The 22,385-nt window shown below is 46.5% G+C and carries 18 protein-coding genes; 8 read left to right on the top strand and 10 right to left on the bottom strand.

Annotation, left to right across the window (positions count from 1 at the left end; all coding sequences use genetic code 11):
- Positions 1 to 59: 59 nt before the first annotated feature.
- Complete coding sequence (locus tag Q369_RS0101550; RefSeq protein WP_031525885.1) at positions 60 to 965, bottom strand: winged helix-turn-helix domain-containing protein; 906 nt, start codon at positions 963 to 965, stop codon at positions 60 to 62.
- Between the two features lie 13 nt (positions 966 to 978).
- Positions 979 to 1,203, bottom strand: a complete 225-nt coding sequence (locus Q369_RS0101545; protein WP_031525883.1) for a hypothetical protein — start codon at positions 1,201 to 1,203, stop codon at positions 979 to 981.
- 188 nt (positions 1,204 to 1,391) lie between these two features.
- On the opposite strand from Q369_RS0101545, the gene Q369_RS0101540 reads away from it, so the two are divergent.
- The 3 genes from Q369_RS0101540 to Q369_RS0101530 are packed head-to-tail and all read left to right on the top strand — an operon-like array spanning position 1,392 to position 3,315.
- Positions 1,392 to 2,636: an MFS transporter gene (locus Q369_RS0101540; RefSeq protein ID WP_031525882.1), complete on the top strand. Its 1,245-nt coding sequence runs from the start codon at positions 1,392 to 1,394 to the stop codon at positions 2,634 to 2,636.
- A gap of 57 nt (positions 2,637 to 2,693) precedes the next feature.
- Positions 2,694 to 2,915 (top strand): DUF8507 family protein, encoded by a 222-nt coding sequence (locus Q369_RS0101535; protein ID WP_031525880.1) that lies wholly within the window; start codon positions 2,694 to 2,696, stop codon positions 2,913 to 2,915.
- Positions 2,908 to 3,315, top strand: a complete 408-nt coding sequence (locus tag Q369_RS0101530) for a putative toxin-antitoxin system toxin component, PIN family (protein WP_031525878.1) — start codon at positions 2,908 to 2,910, stop codon at positions 3,313 to 3,315. Before Q369_RS0101535 ends, Q369_RS0101530 begins: the two co-directional genes overlap by 8 nt.
- A gap of 4 nt (positions 3,316 to 3,319) precedes the next feature.
- Here Q369_RS0101530 and Q369_RS0101525 read toward each other — a convergent pair whose 3' ends face one another.
- Entirely contained in the window at positions 3,320 to 5,722 is a 2,403-nt protein-coding gene (locus Q369_RS0101525; RefSeq protein ID WP_031525876.1) for an ABC transporter permease, read from the bottom strand.
- Positions 5,723 to 5,876: 154 nt separating this feature from the next.
- The gene (locus tag Q369_RS0101520) at positions 5,877 to 8,270 is read right to left on the bottom strand and encodes an ABC transporter permease (protein WP_031525875.1); all 2,394 of its coding nucleotides are present in this window, start codon (positions 8,268 to 8,270) and stop codon (positions 5,877 to 5,879) included.
- Between the two features lie 210 nt (positions 8,271 to 8,480).
- Here Q369_RS0101520 and Q369_RS0101515 point away from each other — a divergent pair, with 210 nt between their 5' ends.
- Positions 8,481 to 9,965, top strand: coding sequence for a glycine--tRNA ligase (locus Q369_RS0101515; RefSeq protein ID WP_031525873.1), 1,485 nt, complete (start codon positions 8,481 to 8,483; stop codon positions 9,963 to 9,965).
- Positions 9,966 to 10,035: 70 nt separating this feature from the next.
- On the opposite strand, the gene Q369_RS0101510 is transcribed toward Q369_RS0101515, so the two are convergent.
- Positions 10,036 to 10,293, bottom strand: coding sequence for a helix-turn-helix domain-containing protein (locus Q369_RS0101510; protein WP_031525871.1), 258 nt, complete (start codon positions 10,291 to 10,293; stop codon positions 10,036 to 10,038).
- Positions 10,294 to 10,680: 387 nt separating this feature from the next.
- Between Q369_RS0101510 and Q369_RS0101505 the strand changes: the two genes are divergently transcribed.
- Entirely contained in the window at positions 10,681 to 12,156 is a 1,476-nt protein-coding gene (locus Q369_RS0101505) for a nicotinate phosphoribosyltransferase (protein ID WP_031525869.1), read from the top strand.
- 24 nt (positions 12,157 to 12,180) lie between these two features.
- Here the strand turns inward: Q369_RS0101505 and Q369_RS0101500 are convergent, their stop codons facing one another.
- From Q369_RS0101500 to Q369_RS0101485, 4 genes are all read right to left on the bottom strand, one after another.
- Positions 12,181 to 14,991 (bottom strand): M16 family metallopeptidase, encoded by a 2,811-nt coding sequence (locus Q369_RS0101500; RefSeq protein ID WP_031525868.1) that lies wholly within the window; start codon positions 14,989 to 14,991, stop codon positions 12,181 to 12,183.
- Positions 14,992 to 15,043: 52 nt separating this feature from the next.
- A complete protein-coding gene (locus Q369_RS0101495) occupies positions 15,044 to 15,667 on the bottom strand; it encodes a GyrI-like domain-containing protein (RefSeq protein WP_031525867.1) in 624 nt (207 codons plus the stop codon).
- Positions 15,668 to 15,751: 84 nt separating this feature from the next.
- Complete coding sequence (locus tag Q369_RS28170) at positions 15,752 to 16,477, bottom strand: lipocalin family protein (protein WP_051663861.1); 726 nt, start codon at positions 16,475 to 16,477, stop codon at positions 15,752 to 15,754.
- Between the two features lie 149 nt (positions 16,478 to 16,626).
- Positions 16,627 to 19,599 (bottom strand): DNA polymerase III subunit alpha, encoded by a 2,973-nt coding sequence (locus tag Q369_RS0101485; RefSeq protein ID WP_035332803.1) that lies wholly within the window; start codon positions 19,597 to 19,599, stop codon positions 16,627 to 16,629.
- Positions 19,600 to 19,655: 56 nt separating this feature from the next.
- On the opposite strand from Q369_RS0101485, the gene Q369_RS0101480 reads away from it, so the two are divergent.
- Positions 19,656 to 19,937, top strand: a complete 282-nt coding sequence (locus Q369_RS0101480; protein WP_031525863.1) for a type II toxin-antitoxin system RelE/ParE family toxin — start codon at positions 19,656 to 19,658, stop codon at positions 19,935 to 19,937.
- A 9-nt stretch (positions 19,938 to 19,946) separates the two neighbouring features.
- A complete protein-coding gene (locus tag Q369_RS0101475) occupies positions 19,947 to 20,246 on the top strand; it encodes a HigA family addiction module antitoxin (protein WP_031525862.1) in 300 nt (99 codons plus the stop codon).
- Positions 20,247 to 20,257: 11 nt separating this feature from the next.
- Here the strand turns inward: Q369_RS0101475 and dinB are convergent, their stop codons facing one another.
- Positions 20,258 to 21,487: a DNA polymerase IV gene (gene dinB, locus Q369_RS0101470; protein WP_031525861.1), complete on the bottom strand. Its 1,230-nt coding sequence runs from the start codon at positions 21,485 to 21,487 to the stop codon at positions 20,258 to 20,260.
- 131 nt (positions 21,488 to 21,618) lie between these two features.
- On the opposite strand from dinB, the gene Q369_RS0101465 reads away from it, so the two are divergent.
- Positions 21,619 to 22,380, top strand: a complete 762-nt coding sequence (locus Q369_RS0101465) for an XRE family transcriptional regulator (RefSeq protein WP_031525859.1) — start codon at positions 21,619 to 21,621, stop codon at positions 22,378 to 22,380.
- Positions 22,381 to 22,385: the final 5 nt, after the last annotated feature.

The following is a 22,385-nucleotide window of genomic DNA, read 5'->3' as shown; positions in this document are numbered from 1 at the left end:
GGTGCTTTCATTTCTTTCATATATTCTAACTGCCAGCTTTTTGCCAGGTTTGAAGTGTATCAGGAATGGATTTCCATTTTGTAGCCAACACCGTGAATGGCGGTGATTTTTACGGCGGGATCGGGCGCTAATAATTTGCGCAGCCGGGACACAAAAACATCGACGCTCCGGCTTACGATAATGCCTTCGTCCTCCCAAACCGATTTGAGAATAAAGTCTCTTTCAAGTACCTGATTGCTGTTTCTGACAAAAAGGCTAAGCAATTTGGCTTCCCGGTAAGTAAGCTGGCTTTTTGCATTGCCGCATACCAGTATTAGGTTTTGACTATCGAGCGACGAATTCCCGAAGTAAATCTCGGAAGTCTGAATTGCAGCAGCTTCTGTCTTCGGTAGATGTAATTTTTGCTTGTTCCGATTCCAGACAAACAATCCTATTCCGGCGAGGCCGCAGGCAAAAGGTATGATCCACAGCTGAATGCCCGAATTACTTGCTGCATTCTGCGGTAGAGGATCAAAACTGACCTGCAAGGTGAAGCAGCCTTTTTCATTATCTCTATTTTCGCAGGCTACTCCGCCTTTTTGAGTTAGATCCTGGAAATTATAGCCAAGCTGCAACTCACTTGTCTCACAGTTGAACACCATCACATTGTATCCCCGGCCAATATTTTGGGTCTGCAAAGATTCCTGCAGGAGCTTGGGTAGCTTCTCATATTCTCCCAGGTTCTCGACCCGGACTGAGAAAGTATTTGCATCGATTTGTTTGACAGCCGGAATTGTTGTGACCGAATCGCCGGCCGCCAGCAGCAAATGGTGCGCTGCCCTTCTTAATGCTAGGTTAGCTTTCTCTGCAAAGCGTACATTTTCATTGTTGGCAGATACGGTTTGAAAAGCCGGCAACAAAGCAAGTAATGCTGCAAAAAAGAGCAGTTTGAATGGGAAAACAGATTTGTTGCCGGTGTTCGTCATTTGTGAAAATTGATTAGCACTTATCTTTCGAACCTTTCTTTTCGTCCAAAGGTCCGAACCAGTGAAATACCGGCGTGACAATTTTTTGTTTGGCTGGTTCGACAGCTGCTGGCGAAGCAGTTTTCTGGTTTGTTCCCGGTTTTTTGACTGCTTTTTTAACGGGCTTATCCGCCGGCAGCGCGGTAGAAGTAGTCACCGCCAGCAGGATTGCGCAAATGAAGCCTGATGCATTTTTCATAGTTCCGATAATTTTTGTGAATGGAACAAATCTATTCGCTGGGGTGTGAATGCGGGTAAAAGGCTTGTAAAAGCTTGTTAAAAAAATGTAAAACCGTCACTTGCTGTACAAACTTCATTAATTTTCCGCAGAAACAGAACATTATTGCCGGCCGGGCGTGTTACGATGCAGAACACCAACCTACCGAATTGAAAACTGTTTCTCCCCACGATCCTTACGCAGCACTTCGCTATTCCGATTTTCGTTTTTTTATATCAAACACTTTTCTCTTTTCGGCCACGATCCTCATTCAGGAGGTAATTGTCGGTTATGAACTGTATAAAATGACGCACGATCCGCTGGCGCTGGGTCTTGTTGGTTTGGCGGAGGTGATTCCGTTTATTATTACTTCACTTTTTGGCGGGCACATCGCCGATCAGAAGAACAAGATTACGATCATGCACATTAGTTTGGTCGTTATTCTGTTGGGTTCGGTGATCCTGTATGTTGCTTTTCAGCCGGGGATTTACAACTCGCTAACCCAGGGGCAGCATTTGGCAATTATTTATTCGGTTTTTGCATTGATTGGCTTCGCGAAAGGCTTCTATTCGCCCGCATCCAGCTCCTTGAAGCCGTTTCTGGTTCCCCGCACGATTTACCACAATTCGTCTACGTGGAGTAGCTCATTCTGGCAGGCGGGATCAATCACGGGACCGGCGATAGCAGGTTTTCTATATGCATATCTTGGTTTAGCCAATGTGCTGCTGATCGTCATTGCCAATTTTGTGATCTGCTGGATTTTGCTGGGCATGATCAAGACGCGGCCCGAGTTTCCTAAGATAACCACGCCGATTATCGAGAGCCTGAAAGAAGGATTCCGATTTGTTTTCAAGACGAGGATTGTGCTTTACGCCATTTCCCTTGATCTGTTTTCTGTGCTGTTCGGAGGAGTTGTCGCCATTCTGCCCGTGTTTGCAGAGGATATATTGAAAGTCGGACCGCAAGGATTGGGCTTGTTGCGTGCAGCGCCTTCCATTGGTTCGCTGATCACGATGTTCGCGATGGCTTATTACCCGCCGACACATAATGCGTGGCGGAATATGCTGATCGCGGTGGCGGGCTTTGGGATATTTACGATCGTCTTCGCGCTATCAACCAGCTTTTTACTTTCCTGTGCGGCGCTTTTCGCGACGGGCGTTTTCGACAGTGTGAGCGTTATCGTGCGACAAACTATCTTACAGATTTACCCACCTGACGAAATGCGCGGCCGGGTTGCGGCCGTGAATGGAATGTTTGTGAGCTCTTCTAACGAGCTGGGCGCATTCGAATCAGGAGTAATGGCGAAAGCTTTCGGAACTGTTCCTTCTGTTGTAATCGGCGGGATCTTTACAATGGTAGTTGTTACGTGGATCTATTTTCGGTCCAAAGACTTGTTTTCTGTGAGATTGAGTTGATAAGAAGGAAAGTTTTGTGTATTTTCGAAAGAGAGCACACTTATTTGCAATACCTACATGACAGATCATAGTCCGTTAAATCCGCTGCAAATCAGCCTTCTGCGCCTTTTCGATCAAAAATTGAGCGATGAAGAGACGTTGGAAATTCGCGAATTGCTGATGAAGTATTTTGATCAACGCTTAAAAAAGGAGCTGGACAAAGTGCTTGCTGAAAAAAATTACTCAACCGAAGACTATCGTAAAATGTTAATTGACGATAGCTTTGGCGCAAATGGTTAAAGTAGTTATTGATACAAATTGTCTTAGAGCCTCTATTCCTCCGAAAAGCCCATACTATCAGCTATATTTAGATTTTATGGCAGGAAAATTTAAATGGTGCGTCAGTAATGAAATTCTATTTGAATATGAGGAAATACTTGGCAAAACGTATTCTCCCACTACTGCGAATGAGGTTTTGCATCAATTAACAATTGCTCCAAATACTATTTTCAGGGAACCTTTCTTTAAGTGGAATCTCATTGAAAACGATCCAGATGATAATAAGTTCGCAGATTTAGCGATCAGTTCGAACTGCGACTATCTGGTAAGTAATGACAGTGATTTCAGAATGTTCAAAACACTAGCTTTCCCAAAGCTCGAAGTTGTGAATCTGGAATCCTTTTTGAGACTTCTTCGGTAATATTTCACTCCGCCCGTAAGCTCTTGACCGGGTTCATTAATGCAGATTTATACGTTTGAATGGAGACCAGCAAGATAATGGCCGCTGAGAAAGCGAGTGCTATTATTGAGAATGTCGGCCAGTCAGGGGCTATTCTGTAAGCGTAGTTGTTCAGCCAGTTTTTCATTACAATGAAGGCCAGCGGAAATGCGATTACGGCGCCGGTGAGTGTTACCAGCAGGAATTCTTTCAGGAACAGCATAACCACGTTGATCCCCGACGCACCCAGCACTTTTCGGATCCCGATTTCCCGAGTTCGCCGCGCTACACTGAGCGAAACCATCCCGATTATACCAAGCACCACGATGATCAATGCCAGTAATGTGGCCAATTGTGCCGCTCTTTGCAGCCGGATCTCGGATTGATATAACTTTTGCAGAGTCTGATCCATAAAGGTGTATTCAAAAGGTGCGTCGGGCATCAGCGCAGACCATTTTTTCTGAATTGCCGACATAGCCCGAGCCACATTTCCATTCAACCTGAAACTCAGGTATCTGTATGTATTTCCACCACGTACGTGACTAATTGCCAATGGTTTGATCGGTTGATGCATGGATTCAAAGTGGAAATCCTGGATAACACCGGCGATCGTTGCAGGTTCAGGAAAGAAATGGATCCTGACCTGCCGCCCCACAGCTTCTTCGGGAGACTTAAATCCCAGGGTCTTCAATGCAGAACGGTTGATGACAATGCGGTATGTCTGGATAGCTGCATTTGGCTTCGCTAAAAATTCACCGGCCAGTACTTTGATCCCAAAGGTCGATGCGAATTTTTCATCGGTTGAGAAAAATTGGGTGTGTACCGCTTGCGCAGAATCCTGGCCCGGCTGGTAAATGCCGTATTGAGCGCCCGTATTCCCGTTTGTTATTTCGTACGATAAACTAACATCTGTTACTTCTGCAAGACTCGATAGCTCGTTACGGATTCCCTCCATTTTAGCCACGCCTTCGGGCGTCCAGTCGCGGGGTACTGCTATGGAAACCAATGCATTTTTCTCAAAACCCAGACTTTTGTTGAAAAAGTAATCAACCTGCTGGGTGATAATAGCTGCTGCTACAAAGACAAATAAGGCGATCGTAAATTGCAGCACTAGCAGAGATCTCCGGAAACCGACATGCTCTTTGACGGACTTCAACTTGCCCTTCATCGAGTCTACCGAAGGGATTGCAGAAAGTATGAAGGCAGGGTAGGAGCCAGCAAGCAGCCCGATTAGCAATGCACAAAGCAGGGGCAGAATGAACACCCAGGGAAAAAGGGAAATGCCTGACACAAGCTGTTTACCAACAATTTCACCAAAATAACCTCGTGATAACTCATAAAAACCAATAGATAACAAGCTTGCGAATGCGGCCAGCAAGATGGACTCGGCAAGAAACTGCCCGATGATCTGCCTTTTCAGGCTTCCCAGCACTTTTCTTACGCCAATTTCTTTCAGTCTGGAAGAGGAGCTCGCAACAGAAATGTTGACAAAGTTGACAACCGCCATCAACAAAATGAATGCCGTCACAGCCGACAGAATGTAGATCATCTTCTGTACCAGCCCGTTATTGGCTTCGAGATAGTAATCTTTAAGCGGAGTCAGGTAGATACTTACATTTTCGCGCGCACTGGCTGGTGCATTTGTTTTCAGTATTTGCGCAATCGGTTTTTCAAGATCTTTTGGTTCAATTCCTTTTTGTAACTGGATGAAAGTCACCATAAATGGAAAATTCCAGTCCGTTTCTGAGCCTTTGCGGCCTTCGAGTGAGCTGAGGGGGATAAATATCGAGGAGGGATTATTTAGTAAGTGGCTGACCGAGCTGGATTTAAGATCCTTTAAGACGGCTGTTACCTGATACTCCTGCTTGCCTCCTACGAAGTTATGCAGCGTCAGGTTCTGGCCGACAACATCGCTTTTTCCAAAATATTTGAGCGCTTTTTCTTCTGTGATTACGATGGAATTGGGCTGCTGCAATGCAGTCTTAACGTCACCGTGCAGTGCCGGAAAACCGTACATAGAAAGCAGTGTTGTGTCTCCCGTCTGTACATCTTCCCGAAAGTGCCTGTCGCCGCGGGAAACTGCGACGGTAATGGCATCGTAACGGTAATAGCCGGCTACAAGGTTAGGATATTCGTCGCGCAACGTCTTGCCAAGCGGCCCGAAGGTAGCAAAGTCGATGCCCATTTCCGGTACCTTCCATTTACTTCGGACAATGTACTGCTGATCTGCATTCCGGAGATCGGCATTCACCTGCAATTCCCCGTGAATATAACTGCCGACAAGGAACGTGAAAGTAATCCCAACGGCAAGTCCAAAAACGGTCAGAACAGAGTAGAATTTACGTTTCAGTAAATTCCGCCAGGCAATAGTGAAGTAGTTGTGCATCATAATCCCGGTATTTTTATCAGGTTTTGACAAAAATAGCCGGGATTAAAGACGTTGATTTTCGTTTAACTTTTTTTAACCTCCAAAGAAAGATATCGTTCCCTCAGAAGGCTAACAGCCAACAGCTAAAAGCTAAAGCTCTTCGCTGTTGCCCAACTCACTCCGTCCTCAAACTCTTCACCGGATTCATCAATGCAGATTTAAATGCCTGCGCACTGACAGTTACCAACGCAATGACGACTGCGATCATTCCGGCTCCGGCGAAGATCCACCAGGAGAGCGGCTCACGGTATTCGAAGTTTTTGAGCCACTCGCTCATAGCGTAGATGGATACCGGTGTTCCAACGACAATCGCAATAAATACCAGCTTGATGAAATCTTTGGACAGCAACATTACCACGCTTTGAACACTCGCGCCCAGTACTTTGCGGACACCGATTTCCTTCGTTCTGGACTCGGCGGCAAATGCAGCCAGGCCGAATAGACCCAGACAGGCAATCAAGACAGCAAGTACTGCAAAAGTGAGCATGATGTTTCCCTGGCGCTGCTCGGAAGCATATTGTTGGGCAAAGTTCTCGTCCAGGAAGTGAAAATCCAGCGTAGCTTCCGGGTCGAATTCCTTGTAAGCCTGACGCATATAAGCAAGTGCTTCTTTGGTCTTTTCCGGTGCAATTCTTACATAAATATTATCTCCGTCACCCGGCGCAGGGGCTTGTAATACCAGCGGCTCAATCTTGTGTTGTAGTGAATAAGTATGGAAATCAGCCACAACTCCTACAATAGTCGCTTCTTTCGTATTACCTTTGTCGTCGATGAAGTACTTGATCCGCTTACCGACCGGATCTTTCCACCCCTGCTTTTTGACCAAAGCTTCATTTACCATTGCGCCGGCTGATAAGTCCGCTTCTGATTCCGAGTTCAGATTGCGACCCGTTACCAGCTTGATCTCCATGGTTTTAAGGAAATCGCCGTCCACTGCAAACTTCTGTACCATTTGGGTGCTCGGGCTCATCTGGCCATTTTCTTTCTCCATAAACATACCGGCCGAACCTATGAAGTTGGTGCCGATCGGGTTACTTGAAGATGCGACGCTTTCGATATACGGACTTTCCGACAACTTCTGTTTGACGGCACGAACCTGGTTTCTGACCTCGTTTTTATCAATGTGGAACACGAGTACCTGACTTTTATTGAAGCCCAGATCTTTGTTGTTGACGTAATGGATCTGACGGTAAACCACCGCAGCGCAGGCGATCATCACCACCGTAGCTGCAAATTGAAATACAACCAGCGATTTGCGGAGATATGCACTGCTAATCTGGCTGCCGATCTGACCTTTCAATGCATTCACAGGTCGGAAACCTGAAAAGCGGATTGCGGGATACAAGCCGCTTATCAATCCAACCAGCAGGACAAATGCGGTGGCAACCAATGCGCTCAGCAGGTCGCTCCGGTAACCAAGCGTAAGTGATTTCTCTGCCAGTTCGTTGAAGAGCGGAAGCGAGATAACGACCAGAATAAATGCCACCAGACCCGACAAGATGGTCATGATCATCGATTCCGTCAAAAACTGTCCGATCAGCTGGCCCCTTTCTGACCCGATGGATTTTCTGACACCTACTTCGCGGATCCGCTTCATGGAACGGGCAGTGTACAGGTTGACATAATTGATACAGGCTATCAGCAGGATCAATGCGGCGATGGCAGAGAATACGTAAACGGTATTTGCATTTCCGTTCGGGCTGATATCAAAATCCAGGTGCGAGTTCAGGTGGATTGATGTAAGTGGTTGAAGCTCCATTTGGTAGCTTACATTGCCCATTTCTTTTTTAAGGTATTTAGGGAAAAAACCTGCCAGCTTTTTCTTGAAGTTTTGACTATCCGTACCGTCTTTCAGCAGCAGGTAAGTATAAAGTTCAAATTGCTGCCAAGCGGTAGTATAGTCTTTGGGTAACGAGCGTAATGCGCTGAATTTAAGATGAGAGTTCGCAGGGACATCTTCAATGACCGCAGTCACGACGTTTGGAAAGTTGTTGCTGAACAGTACGGTTTTTCCGACTGCCTGGGAAGCGTCTTTGAAAAGCGTTTCGGCCAGTGTTTTTGTCAAAACAATCTTCTGCGGCTCTGTCAAGGCGCTTTTTGCATCACCGTATAAAACAGGGAAGGAAAATACATTGAAAATAGAAGGATCAGTAAAATAAATGTCGTTTGCTACTACCTCGTTTTTACCATATTTCATTGCGCCGCCGCCTTCTGAACTGATACGAACCGCGCTCTCTACTTCGGGATAGTCTGCTTGCAGGGCAGTGGCAAATGGCGCAGAGGTAAGCGGGATGTGCAGGTTGCCTTCGTCCCACGTCGCTTGCTGCACAACCCGTACAATGCGATCCGCTTTCTCGTGAAAGCGGTCGTAGCTCAATTCATCGGCGACGTAAAGCAACATCAGCCAAACCGCTGCCATGCCAATACCAAGTCCGAAAATGTTAAGGCCGCTGAAAAGCCTCTGTTTGCTGAGGTTGCGGAAACTGATTTTGATATAGTTGAACAGCATATTGCGCCTAGGTTTGTTTGTATACCCCTGTTAAAAACGTATGCCAATTTTGCATATACTCTAATATACAGTGAATTACATCTGATTGTCGCTATATTTTGTCCGCTTTCGAACATTGGGCTTACGTATGTCCGGTCAAAATACCTAATTTTGCCAACTTCCTAGTTTTGGATGCATGAACAGTCTTTTCTCTTTGATTTTTTAACCAGAATGAACCCAACACCCGCTACCTCTTTACAAGATATTGTAGGGCACGCCAAAGAATACGGCTTCGTTTTTCCTTCTTCTGAAATATACGACGGTCTGCAGGCTGTTTACGACTACGGCCAGAACGGCGTCGAACTTAAAAATAACCTGAAAGCCGCATGGTGGAAGGCGATGACGCAGCTGCACGATAATATTGTGGGTATCGACGCCGCTATCTTCATGCACCCGCTCACGTGGAAAGCTTCGGGGCACGTCGACGGGTTCAATGATCCGATGATCGATAACAAGGATTCTAAAAAGAGATACCGCGCCGATCAGCTGCTCGAAGGCAAAGCGGAGCAATATGCTGCAGAGGGTAACGAAGAAAAAGCAAAAGCACTGCTGGAAGAAATGGGGCGGCTGCTCAGTGCAGAAGACCTGAACGGCGTTCGCGAGCTTATCATTGCTGAAAATATCAAATGCCCGGTTTCGGGAACTACCAACTGGACAGAAGTGCGCCAGTTCAACCTGATGTTCAGCACGCAGGTGGGCTCGGTAGCAGAAGATTCCAGCCTCATTTACCTGCGTCCGGAAACTGCGCAGGGGATTTTTGTAAACTTCCTGAATGTACAGAAAAGCGGCCGGATGAAAGTTCCATTCGGTATTGCACAAATTGGAAAAGCATTCAGGAATGAAATCGTGGCGCGCCAGTTTACTTTCCGTATGCGGGAATTTGAACAAATGGAAATGCAGTTTTTCATTCGCCCTGGTACTGAAATGACCTGGTATGAAGCCTGGAAAGAGGCGCGTATGAAATTCCATAAAGCGATTGGTTTACCAGCAGAAAAGCTGAAATTCCACGACCACGAAAAGCTGGCACATTATGCCAATGCGGCGGTGGACATTGAATTCCAGTTTCCATTTGGTTTCAGGGAAATTGAAGGTATCCATTCAAGAACGGATTTTGACCTGCGTAACCACCAGGAGCTTTCGAAGAAAAAACAGCAGTACTTTGATTCTGATCTGGATGAAAATGGCAAACCTTACGGAAACTACATTCCGTACGTGGTGGAAACATCAGTAGGCGCTGACCGCCTGTTCCTGGCTACTTTCTGCAATGCTTATACTGTGGAAACAGTAGGTGAGGGCGAAAACCAAAAGGAGCGTACTTATCTGAAATTGCATCCTGCATTGGCACCATTCAAAGTTGCGGTACTTCCATTGGTGAAGAAGGATGGACTGGCGGAAAAAGCACAAGCAATTGCGAATTCACTTAAATCGTCATTCAGAACAGTGTACGATGACGGTGCGGCAATCGGCAAGCGTTATACCAGACAGGATTTGATCGGAACGCCATTCTGCATTGCAGTGGATTACCAGACAATGGAAGACGATACCGTAACCATCCGCCACCGCGATTCAATGGAGCAGGAGCGTGTTGCGATCAGTGAATTGAAAGAGAAAATCGGACATCAGGTAGCAATCGAGCGGATCCTGGAAGCGATATAAATAGAATTTTGAAAGAAATGAAGCGGGCTGGCTCTTAATGGAGTCAGCCCGTTTTGTTTGTTGTTGATGTTTACTCTGCGGTGTGCAGGCGCACCAGATCTTCTGCATTTCCTCTGATCAGATCCACCGAGTCTACTTCAAGAATTTGCGCGATCTGAATTAATCGCTCCAACGTAATGCGCGTGTAGGCAAGCTCAATTTTACTATAAGCATTTTGAGATATGCCCAACTTCATTGCGAGGTATTCCTGTGTGTAATCTCTGTACTCCCTGATTTTCCGGATATTCAGCGCCACGGATCTGATCTTCGCCTCTATCGATTGGTCCATGAAACTTCTTTTTTGTTCGTAAAAAATTCAGTTTTACGGATACATACGACCAGCACACTGCGAAAAGATCAATGGCGAGATATCCGTTAAATCATCCGTTCATATACGTTAGGTAATCTTCTTATTTCCGGAACATACATAATTTCTTGTAAAGAACTGAAATTCAGTCTAAAAGTTTTAAAACATAGCTTTCAGGAATAAAGCTTAATTTTTTTGCAAAAAAATTTAAACCTGCTCCTGCAAACAGGAATTGCACCTGCGCAGCTTGCTTGAAAGTGTCAACTGGTGCGAAAACTGCGTCAAACTGTTATTGAAGAAGAGGCTGGTTAGAAATAACCGCCTTTTTTTCATTAATTGAGCAGCTTAAAACACCAATTACACATTATTATGATCAATCAGCTATACGGCACTTCTCTGAGCCTGCTTACAGACCTTTATCAGCTCACAATGGCTTATGGTTACTGGAAATCGGGCAAGGCGGAGCAGGAAGCAGTTTTCAACTTGTACTTTCGCAAACACCCGTTTCAGGGAGGATTCACCATCACCTGCGGACTCAACAGCGTGATCGAATATATCAAAGAGTACCGCGTAAGCCAGTCAGACCTCGACTATATTGGTTCCTTAAAAGGAAATGACGGGAATGCATTGTTCGAACCGGGTTTTCTTGAATATTTATCCCAAATGGAGCTGCAATGCAGTATTGATGCTATTCCGGAAGGTACTGTCGTGTTTCCAAACGAGCCGCTGCTGCGCGTACAGGGACCTATCCTGCAATGTCAGCTGCTGGAAACGCCGCTGTTGAACCTGATCAATTTCCAGTCTCTCGTCGCCACAAAAGCTGCACGGATGCGGCTGGTGGCAAAGGATGATACCTTACTTGAATTTGGTTTAAGGCGCGCGCAAGGTCCCGACGGCGGGGTAACTGCCAGCCGCGCGGCTTATATCGGCGGTTTTGATGCAACTTCCAATCTGCTCGCCGGCAAAATTTACGATATCCCGGTAAAAGGTACCCACGCGCACAGCTGGGTAATGTCTTTCGATTCCGAGCTGAAAGCATTTGAAACTTACGCGCAGCATTTGCCGAATAATGTAACCCTGCTGGTAGATACCTATGATTCGCTTCAAGGTGTACGCAATGCAATTGAGGTGGGGAAAGAGCTGAGAAAACGCGGCTATGAACTTGGGGCAATACGGCTGGATTCCGGTGATCTGGCTTATCTAAGTATCGAGTCACGGAAACTGCTCGACGATGCAGGATTCCAGCAAACGAGTATTGTTGCCAGCAATGATCTCGACGAGTACATTATGGACAGTCTTAAAATCCAGGGCGCAAAAATCGATATCTGGGGAATTGGTACCAAACTGGTTACAGCGTATGATCAGCCTGCATTAGGCGGTGTTTACAAGCTTGCCGCGATCAAGACAAGCACCGGTGAATGGGATTATAAGCTGAAATTATCCGAACAGCTTGTCAAAGTTTCCACGCCTGGAATTCAGCAGGTTCGGCGGTTTCGGGACGGCAAAGGTTTTGTGTCTGATATGATCTTCAATATCGAAAATCCGCTGATCGGTAAGTCGACGATGGTTGATCCTTATGATTTTACAAAAAACCGGTCATTTGAAGAGGGAATGCATTTTGAAGATCTGCTGGTGCCTGTTTTCGCAAAAGGCCAGCTCATTTACAATCAGCCTTCCATTCATGAAACCCGGCAGCGGGTCAAGGATCAGCTTGCGCATTTTTACAAAGGAATCAAGCGTTTTGTAAATCCGCATACTTATCCGGTTGGATTGGAAAAGCATCTTTTTGATCTAAAAACGAACATTATCATGAAATTAAGACAAGGCCAGCCCGCTGCGCAGTAATGCAGCAGGCTGGCCTTCGCGCTACTATTTCTTCTCAGGCATTAGCACAACCTGGATGAAATCGTCATCATTGAAATACTTACGCGCAGCTTCTTTGGTACTGGCAACTGTAATTGTTTTCAATAGTCTATCCTGCTGGAAAATCTCGTCCAGATCGTCTCCCAGGAATGTATTATCGTCGAGGTAACTCAGCCAGAAGCTGTTTGTTTTAGTAGCTGTTTCCATTTGTCGGCGTGTTTCAGCTACAAACTTTTCAATGTCTTTCTGGTCGGCCCCGTTTGCCTTTACCTTCGCGATTTCCTCTTTCGTGCGCTTGATCAGCTTTTCCACATTCTCCGGCGCACATCCGAAACCAACTGTAAACCGGTATCTTCCTTTTGGAAACTTGTCGGTGCTTTCTGACACACTTACGCCATAAACCCCGCTCTCTTCCTCGCGCAAAGCCTCGATCAGTTTGATCTGTAAAACCTCCTGCAAAGCTTCTATCTGAATGTTGTTTTCAGGATTGTAATCATATTCTCCGCTTGCAACCAGCGTCACACGACTTTTGGGCTCCATTCCTTTATAAATCGTCTTTTCAATTTTTCCTTTTGGAGGGAAAATATTCGGATGATTAAAGTCGTCGTTCCTTTCTGTCGAAGGCAGGCTGCCGAGGTATTTTTCGATATAAGGCTTGATGGAGTCCACCCGGAATGCGCCTACAAAGGTGAAAACGAAATCGGAAGCATCAGAAAACCGGTCTTTGTAAATCGTTTCAGCGCGATCCAGGTTAACCTTATCCACACTTTCTGGTTTGAGCGGCTGGCGTTTCGGATTGTAATTTGTCAAAACCGCATTCAATGAATCCGAGTACACTTTCTCGGGAGTCAGTGTCTTCTGGATATTTTCCAGGTAAGCTTTCTGGTTTGCCAAAATCCCCTTAACCAGTTCTGCATCTTTGCGCGGCTCTGTAAAATAAGCATAGATCAACTGTAAAGTGGTTTCCAGGTCTTTCGGATTAGTTTCACCTCCGATACCCTCGGTAAGCTCGCTGATATAAGGCCCGGCGCTCGCCGTTTTGCCTGCCAGAAACTTTTGCAGCTGCGTCTGGTTGTAAGGTCCCACACCGCCAGACTGGATCAGGTAACTGGTAAAAACACCCGTTTCGCGCTCTTCCGGAAAAAGGGAATAACCGCCCCGCGCAGTCGCTTTGATCAGGATTTCGTCGTTTTTGAAGTCAGTTGGTTTCAGCAATACCTTCACGCCATTCGAAAGGGTAAGCTCAGTAACATCCAGCTTTTCCAGCTTCTTTTCCGATGTAACTTTTCCCGCAACAGGCTCTTTGCTCAGCAAAGGCGTATCAACAACATCGTCAACATAAGCAGTCACATCTTTTCCGGCATCCTTTAACAATGCACGGATCTCCGCCTCGGTTGGTAATGCGTCTTTGCTTTGTTCTGGCCCCATCACTACCACCGCCCTGTTTTTATCTGTAATATATTTTTTGGCCAGTGCGTTCACCTCGGTGAGATTGACGCTTTCCAGGTGTTTTTTGACAAATTCAAAATAGGCCGTCATGCCCATGTAAGGCTTTTCGTGCAGGAAGTGGTTGAGGTACTCCTGTACGTGATTCGCAGATTTGGTCTTGTCACGTTCCCGGTAATACTGTTCGATGCTGTTGAAAAAATCCTTCTTGGCACGATCGAGCTCAGGCTGTGTGAAGCCAAATTTTTGAACACGTGCATTCTCTTCGAGCACAGCAGTCAATGCAGTTTTCATGGAAGCCGCATCCTTGGCAAGTGCTACGGATGTATAAGAATCCAGGTTGCCGAGGAAATCCCCGTACTCACTTCCTCCGTACAGAAAGGGCGGATTAGGCTTTTGGGTGAGCTCCTGCATGCGTTGTCCCATCATCGCATTATACAGGGCCTGGGCGAAGTTGTTCCGGACATCCTGCAATGTTTTTTCCTTGCTGTTAGGCTGCTTGTAGATCAGCTGAATGAGATTTTGAGGATATTCCGGGTCCGTAACAATTGCAACCTGCGTAGATCCGTCGAGCGGAATTTCATACTTCGTGCGCTTTTTAGGATTGACAGGCGGCGCAATGGAGCTGAACTTTTGTGTAATGATCGCTTCCACTTTGGCAGGATCAAAATCACCCACCGCAATCACGGCCATCAGGTCAGGCCGGTACCAGTCTTTGTAAAACGCCTTGATCGTTTCCGGTTTGAATGACTTTAAAATGCTGTCCTTCCCGATCGGCAGACGGGCTGCATACCTGGAATTATTGAGAATTACTTTCAGGAATTTGTCACGCATTCTTTGCTGCGCGCCACGGCCCATTCTCGATTCTTCTAAAACAACGCCCCGCTCTTTCTCGATTTCAGCCGGGTCCAGCAATGCACCGTGCGCCCAGTCTTCAAGTACCTGAATGCCTTTTTCAAGTAATCCCGCCGAATCTGTCGGGATCGGCAGCATGTACACAGTCTCGTCAAAGCCGGTATATGCATTCAAATCAGCACCAAAGCGTACTCCCGTTTTTTGCAGGAAGTTGACCAGTTCGTTCTTGGGAAAGTTGGTGGTACCATTGAAGTTCATGTGCTCCATGAAATGCGCCAGTCCCTGTTGCGCATCGGTTTCCAGTACCGATCCGGCCTTCACAGCCAGTCTGAGCTCCGCCCGGTTTTTCGGTTCGGTGTTCTTCCGGATATAGTAGGTGATCCCGTTTTTCAGTCGGCCGGTTTTTACGTCGGGATCAAGCGGTATTTTTTGCGAGGCCAGATCCTGCGCTGAAACCAGCGAAACAAAACCCGATCCCGTGATAGCAAAGCAAAAAGCGAGAAATGCCTTTTTCATTTTTTGAATTTTAAATTGATGTAAACCCAGTGAAACGAAATATAACTCTTTTCTATTTGACCGGTTCTCTGAGAATGGTTTTTAACTTTTCAGGTGAAGTTTTTCGAAAATCGGACAGATATATTTCGTGGTGCAGACCATTTTTCTTCAAGTCGTGGCGGGTTGTAAAGTCATTCAAAATCTGCAAAGTCTCTGGCTCCTGATCGAATGGACCTTTGTGCATTACTTGTACACATTTTCCCTCTTTCAGCTCAAAAAACGAAACTGCCTTGATCAATTCCTGCTGCTTTTTGGCGAATACAGCTTCGACAGCCGTATTCACTTCACTTGCTGTAATTTGCTCAGGCAAGCGGATAAGCAGCCGGTATTCCCACTCACTCCGCGGGATCTTCAAAGGGGCATCAGAGATGGATATACCTGAATATTGCTGCTCGTCGTACCACCAAAGTGCTTCCAGCTTTGGAACAATAAAATCGTTTCCTTTGGCTTTTGCGTCAAATTTCAGTTTATAAGCAACCGGATAAAGCGCCTGAATGTGCGCGGCAAATTCCTCCCCGGCAGGATCTCCTTTGCCGGTTATCGAAATGTATTGTACAATGCCGAATTCGACGATCTCCGGCCTGTCAGCGGCATTATAGTAACTTTTGCATGTTTTCTTGAGATCTTGCCTGTTCATAGCTGCATGAGTTTGAAGTTGATTCCCGAAGTAAGTGCTCCGGATTGACAACCGTATGTCAGCAGATTTATAAACAGCCCTTTATTAGAGGGCGGTCGGGCACCTGATACCTTTGAATGCAAGTCCGCGCCGGTATTTCAGTTTTGAGCGATTTTTAAAAACCATTGATCCGTTCTTTTCTTCCACATCCCCAAACCCTTCAATCCACTGCGCCCCCTTTTTTAGGAAAGCTACTTCCCTGGTCGACTCTGTCCCTTCTGACACGAAGGTATATTTGGCGTAAATGGTATCACCGCGCATTATTCCATCGATTTTACCCTGATTACGATCTTTTTCAAAAAACGCGTAAAACAACTCCCCGGTGACAATGCTGTCCGCGACATTGATGTGCAGGAATGCAGAGTCTTTTTTGGTTTTGTACACAAAGCATTCGTATAATTCAAAATCGGAGATCAGCTTTTCAGGATTGCCTGTTTTCGCATAATTGAGCCGTTTTCCATTAGTCTCAACCACGAGCGTGCTGTCTCCGACAGAGATGATTTTCATTGTATCCGTTACATCGTCGGTGCGTTCGGTAAACTCGTTTTTCCCGGTCAGGATTAGCAAGTCGCCCTGTTTTTCCCATCTCTCATAAGTTTTGGATTCAAGATTAATCGCGGTAGCCCGGCCGTCAGCCTTCAATGTAAAACCCCTTTTGTGTTGTGGCTGATCTGGTATCTCGGTCACCCAGCTACCTGTGATGGAGCCGGATTCTTTGGAGCAGGAGACGATGGCAATGAACGCACAGAAGATCAGGATATGCTTTAACATCAGGCGGGGTGGTTTGTGGTTGCGCAAAAATGGACTATTCTCATGAATAGCAAAACTGTTCTACAACGAAAAACAACTTGCCTGCATTATCCCAATGCCGTCAAATGCAGATTTTTGGAGACTGAGCAGACCAGTAAAACAAGCACCTGCTACTTTTCCCTGGCCACAGAATCCATTCTGCTGATTTCAATCACATCTACCGTCATAAACCCAAACTCTTCCGTGACAATACCCCGGATTTTGTAAACACCTTTGACCGAGAAGTTGGCTTTCGTGCCTCTTGGAAAATGGACCGTATCGATGAACTGCCCTTCCTGGTCCAGAAAAGTACCGAAATGCATTGCCTCGCCCCGCGAAGTCCGCGTATTTTTAACCGCAACCAGATACCCGTACTGGATCACTTCCTGGTTTACATACCGGTGAAGGTCCTTGCTCATCACACTCGGCGGAAGCGGATGTTTCACAAGCGCAAACGGACTGCAAAGCGGGTACCCCAACAATTCGATCTGGTCATAAGCATCGTCGATCGCGGACGAGTCAAAAGAGGGGAGCTCGTAATCCTTGATTTCTGTCTGGAACAACTGCTTTTGCGGCGCCTTTACAGGTGTGGTGCTCAGCCGGAAATGTGCTTTCCATAACAAAGTCTTCTTGTCAATCCCGGTAAACCGAAAAGCATCAATGCGGATCAAAATGGTCAGCTGTTCAATGGAAATAGCAACGCGGTCCAGGAAATTGTTGAGTGACAAAAAAGGTCCTTCCGCCGCGCGCGCCTGAATGATCTTGGTAATGGTTTTTTCTTCAATTTCATTCAGGAACTGCATTCCGATGTAAATATCTTTTCCTTCGATGACGGTTTGGGCGTAACTGTGGTTGACGCACGGTGCCAGCACATTTCCGCCGAGCATTCGTGCCTCGTGGATGTACAATTCCTGTCCGTAAAAGCCGCCGCCATTGTTGAGCACGGCTACCATAAATTCCAGCGGGAAGTAAGTTTTGAGGAAAAGCGTCTGATAGCTTTCCACGGCGTAGGAAGCAGAATGCCCTTTTGCGAAAGCATAGCCGGCGAAACTGGCGATCTGGTTCCAGATTTCCTGCGTCATTTCTTCATCATAACCTTTCTCCCGACAGTTTTTGAAGTACTTACCTTTTACCCTTTCAAACTCCTCTCTTCCCCTGAACTTGCCACTCATTCCGCGCCGGATCACATCCGCTTCGCCCAGGTCGAGCCCGGCAAAATAATGTGCAACTTTGATCACATCTTCCTGGTACACCATGATACCATAAGTTTCTTCCATTAATTCCAGCAATTTGGGGTGCGCTTCCTCGCGCCGCTCGGGGTGGCGGTGGCGGAGAATGTACTCGCGCATCATCCCGCTTTTAGCCACGCCCGGCCTGATAATGGAGCTTGCCGCCACAAGTCCAAGGTAATTATCCACTTCCAGCTTTTTCAGAAGCATGCGCATAGCAGGCGACTCCACATAAAAGCAGCCAATGCATTGCGCCTGTTTGATCAGGTTGTTGATATTAGGGTCTGTTTTGAATTTCTTCACATCATCAATATCAAACTCGGGTGCGTCGGGTCTATTATATTTGATTACTTCGAGTGTCTCCTTGATCTTCGCCAGCCCTCTTTGTCCGAGAATGTCATATTTATTCAGGCCAACATCCTCTGCGATCACCATGTCGAACTGCGTAGTAGGAAAGCCTTTAGGGGGAATGTCGGTAGCAGAAAAGTAATGGATCGGCCGCTCCGAAATCAGTATACCTCCTGCGTGGATACTGAGGTGGTTTGGCTGGTTGTTCTTTTGTAGATAATCAGCGTATTTGATCACCAGCGACCCATATTGATCGAGTTTCCGGGGATCGTACTTTCCATTGCTCAATGCTTCAATCTCGTAAGCAGGCAAGCCGAAAACCTTCCCCAATTCCCGCACAGCTGCACTATGCTGGAAAGTACTGTAAGTCGCCAGCAGTGAAGCCTGGCCTTTTTTGCCAAAAGTATCGAAGATATACTGTGTCACATCTTCCCGGTCACGCCAGGAAAAATCAATATCGAAGTCTGGCGGGTTTTTCCTGTACAAATTCATAAACCGCTCGAAGTACAGGTCGAGCTCGATAGGATCTACATTCGTGATATTCAGCAGATAAGCGATGATACTGTTTGCGCCACTCCCGCGCCCTACATAGTAATATCCTTTTTCCCGCGCATAGCTGGTAATTGCATGATTGACGAGGAAAAAGGGAATGAAATTCTGTTTCTCGATCAATTCCAGCTCCATATTAAACCGGTCCAGAATGACGTCGTTCACATTCGATCCATAGCGGTACCGCAGTCCGTCGCAGCCGAGCTGAAAAATGCGCTGATAATCATCCTTTTTGCTTTTCCCAAAAACCTGCAAATTCTGATGTTCGCGTTCATCTCCGAATTTGAAATGGACATCACATTCATCCAGCAACTTTTCGGTGTTGTAAATGATTGTCGAAAGATCCTTTTGGTTAAAGTGGTAGGTCAGCACTTTGCGCGGCATGATCTGTTCGTCTTCGGAGCCGGTTTCCGAGGTAAGCAATTTGCTGAGCATTGTATTTCCGTCAACCGCACGCAAGAGCCGGTGTGCATTGAAATCTTTTTTATGCCGGAATGTAACTGCCTGCTGAATAACCAGCTTGTCTTTAAATTTGAATAAATGTGAAAACTGGATTTTGTTCAAATCTTTCAGCGAAATGCCAATGAATTCATTTTCGCCAAAATGCTGCTTTTTCACATTATTGACCTTTTCAAAAGGGTATATAAATGCGGTATCCTCTAGTTGCGGTGCTGCGTCGGGGAAGTTCGACTTCTCATTCAGGTGTTTGGATAAAAACCCATTCAAGGCCTGAAATCCCACGTTGCTTTTCGCCAGGCCGACATACTGTTGTTCAATTCCGTTCCGAAAATCTATTCCGACAACCGGTTTGATGTCAAACCTGGGCGCGAGCCGGATGAAGTTCAGGCAGCCGGAAGTATTATTAATGTCTGTCAGTGCCATACAATCATAATCATTCTCCCGCCCCAGCCGAAGCAAGTCTTCCTCCGGAATCATCCCGAAACGCAGGCTAAAATAGGAGTGACAGTTGAGTAGCATTTTTGTCGGATATCTAAACTTTATACTTACCTTGTGCGTTACTAACGCGATACGTTATGATTGTGAGTTTTTCGTCCAAAATCACGGAAAAAATCTGGCTTGGAGAGCGGGTACCCTCGCTCCCCATGGATATCCAATCTGTTGCGCGGCGAAAACTGAGAATGTTAAACAACTCACAGACCCTGGGTGACCTCAGAATCCCGCCATCAAACCGGTTGGAAAAGCTATCCGGGAATTTGAAGGACTTTTATAGCATTCGTGTCAATATTCAGTGGCGGATTATATTTAAGTGGGTTGATGGAAATGCTCTGGAAGTAGAAATTGTTGATTATCATTAACTGTACTCAATGGAAAAGCTAGGAAACATTCACCCCGGGGAAGTGCTGCAGGAAGAATTTCTGATACCGCTGGGGATTAGCGCCTATAAATTGGCCAAGGATACTTCGATTCCGCAAACAAGGATCAGCGAGATCATCAAAGGACGTCGCAGGATCACTGCGGATACGGCACTCAGGCTGGCCAAATATTTTGGGACTTCTCCCAAATTTTGGCTGGGATTGCAGGATGATTTCGATCTGGAAGAAGAGCAGCATCACATAATTAATGAGTTAAACAACATACAAACACTGCAGCAGGACGCAGCCTGATCTTCAAGCGGCTAGGCATTTCTGTGTGCCGGAATAATGGGCGGGTCGCCGTTGAATGGGTTTCCCATGCTTGAAATGTTGGGTATCCCGAGTGTTGTCGCCCAGCTGATAATGGAATTCCCACGCTCGTCGATCCCATATTTATCCCTTATGTAGTCCATTGCCAGGTACAGGTTCAGCCGCTCTTCCGAATCGTCGAACATATTGATCTGGTGATTGCCGGATACCAGGTCGCTGAAATTCACACCTACCAATCTTACCATCATTCTGCGGTTGTGCAGCTGGTCAAAAAGCCGCTCTATATGCGGGATCAAGACGTGATCTGCTGAGGAGTAAGGGATTTTGACCTGTTTGGAAAAGGTATTAAAATCGGAATACCGGATCTTGACGGACACACACGAAGTCAGCTTGTTGCCTGAGCGCAGCTGATAGGCCAGGTTTTCTCCCATTGCACGGATCATTTCGCGCATCCGCTTGATATCGCCCGTATCTTTTCCGAAAGTGCGCTCGTTGGAGATAGACTTACGCTCATGAAATGGGATAATAGGAGAGTTATCCAGCCCATTGGCGCGGTTCCAGAGCAGTATGCCGTTTTTACCCAAAACCTGGCTCATGACCTGCACCGGCATATCCTGGATCGTCTTCACATACCGGATCCCCATGTTTTGCAGGATCTTGTCCGTCTTTTCGCCCACCATCGGTATCTTCTTAACAGGCATCGGGGCAAGAAAGGACTTTTCCATTCCCGCTTCGACTTTGCGGTGATTATTGGGCTTAGCTTCTTCTGTGGCTACTTTCGCGACAATCTTGCTCGTTGAAAGTCCAAGCGAAATCGGCAGTCCGCTCTCCCGCCTGATGCGCTCGCCGAGGTTGGTAGCAAGCTTGTAAGAGCCGAAAAATTTATCCATTCCCGACAAATCGGCATAAAACTCATCAATACTGGCTTTCTCAAAAACAGGCACAGTTTCACTGATAATCTCCGAAACAATCTTGGACTCCTTCGAGTAGACACCCGCATCGCCACGGATCACAATCGCTTCCGGACAGAGCATTCTTGCCGTTTTCATAGGCATTCCGGAATGTACCCCAAATGCCCGCGTTTCGTAACTGCATGCAGCAACTACACCGCGATCGCCCACGCCGCCGACCATAACCGGCTTATTTTCAAGCCTGCTATCATTCTTTCGCTCCACGGAGACAAAGAAGGTATCGAGATCCAAATGCAATATCGTGCGGTCCACAAGTTGGAATATTTACGTGTTGATGGATTTATTCCAAATATATGGATCATTTCCATTCTAGAAAAGGAAATATTCCAAATAATTATTATTTTTGAAAAGACATCGATTTTGAGTAACTGATCAACTGACAAATGCCGACCGAAGAAGAGTTTAAGCGTTTTAAACAAGTAAGAGAAGAGTTGAATCTGACCCAGTCAGCATTCGCGGAAGAGTTGGGTATCAGCGCAACTACGGCCGACATTGAGCGGGGCCGCACCCGTATCCCGGGTCAGGTTGTAAAGGAGCTATTAAAGAAGTATCACATTAATCCACTCTGGCTTTTTGGTGAAAGCAGCCAGAAATACCTGCATTCTGATAAAGTTTCGGTTGCGCCGAAAGTAGTAACGGTTGATAGTGAGGGTAAAGAAAATATTGTCCTGGTCAATGCAAAAGCCGCCGCAGGCTACCCGAGTAATATTGGTGACGCGCAATGGTTTGAGCGTCTGCCCGCATTCGGTATACCGCTTCCTGAGTACCGCAATGCTACTTTCCGCGGTTTTCAGGTCGACGGAGATAGTATGTCGCCCGTGCTGCAATCAGGTGAATGGATCGTCGGGAAAGCTGTTGATGATATGGACGGACTGAGCAATCGCCGCATGTACGTGATTGTCACTGCCGACAGTGTGTTGGTTAAAAAGATCCAGAAAGAGGCAAATTCCGGTTTCGTAAACCTGGTATCGCTGAATCCGGACTATGCGCCAATCCGGATTGACCAAAACGAGATCCGGGAAATGTGGCAGGTGAGCAGTAAGCTGACATTTAACCTCGAAGCCGATACGCAGCAGGTGAGCCTGCAAAGTCTCCATCAGGAGATGAAGGAGTTGAAAGCGGAGGTAAAAAGGCTGGTAAAATAATCCGG

The sequence above is a fragment of the Dyadobacter crusticola DSM 16708 genome (assembly GCF_000701505.1).
GTDB lineage: Bacteria > Bacteroidota > Bacteroidia > Cytophagales > Spirosomataceae > Dyadobacter > Dyadobacter crusticola.
This window is presented reverse-complemented; position numbering and strand designations above follow the sequence as displayed.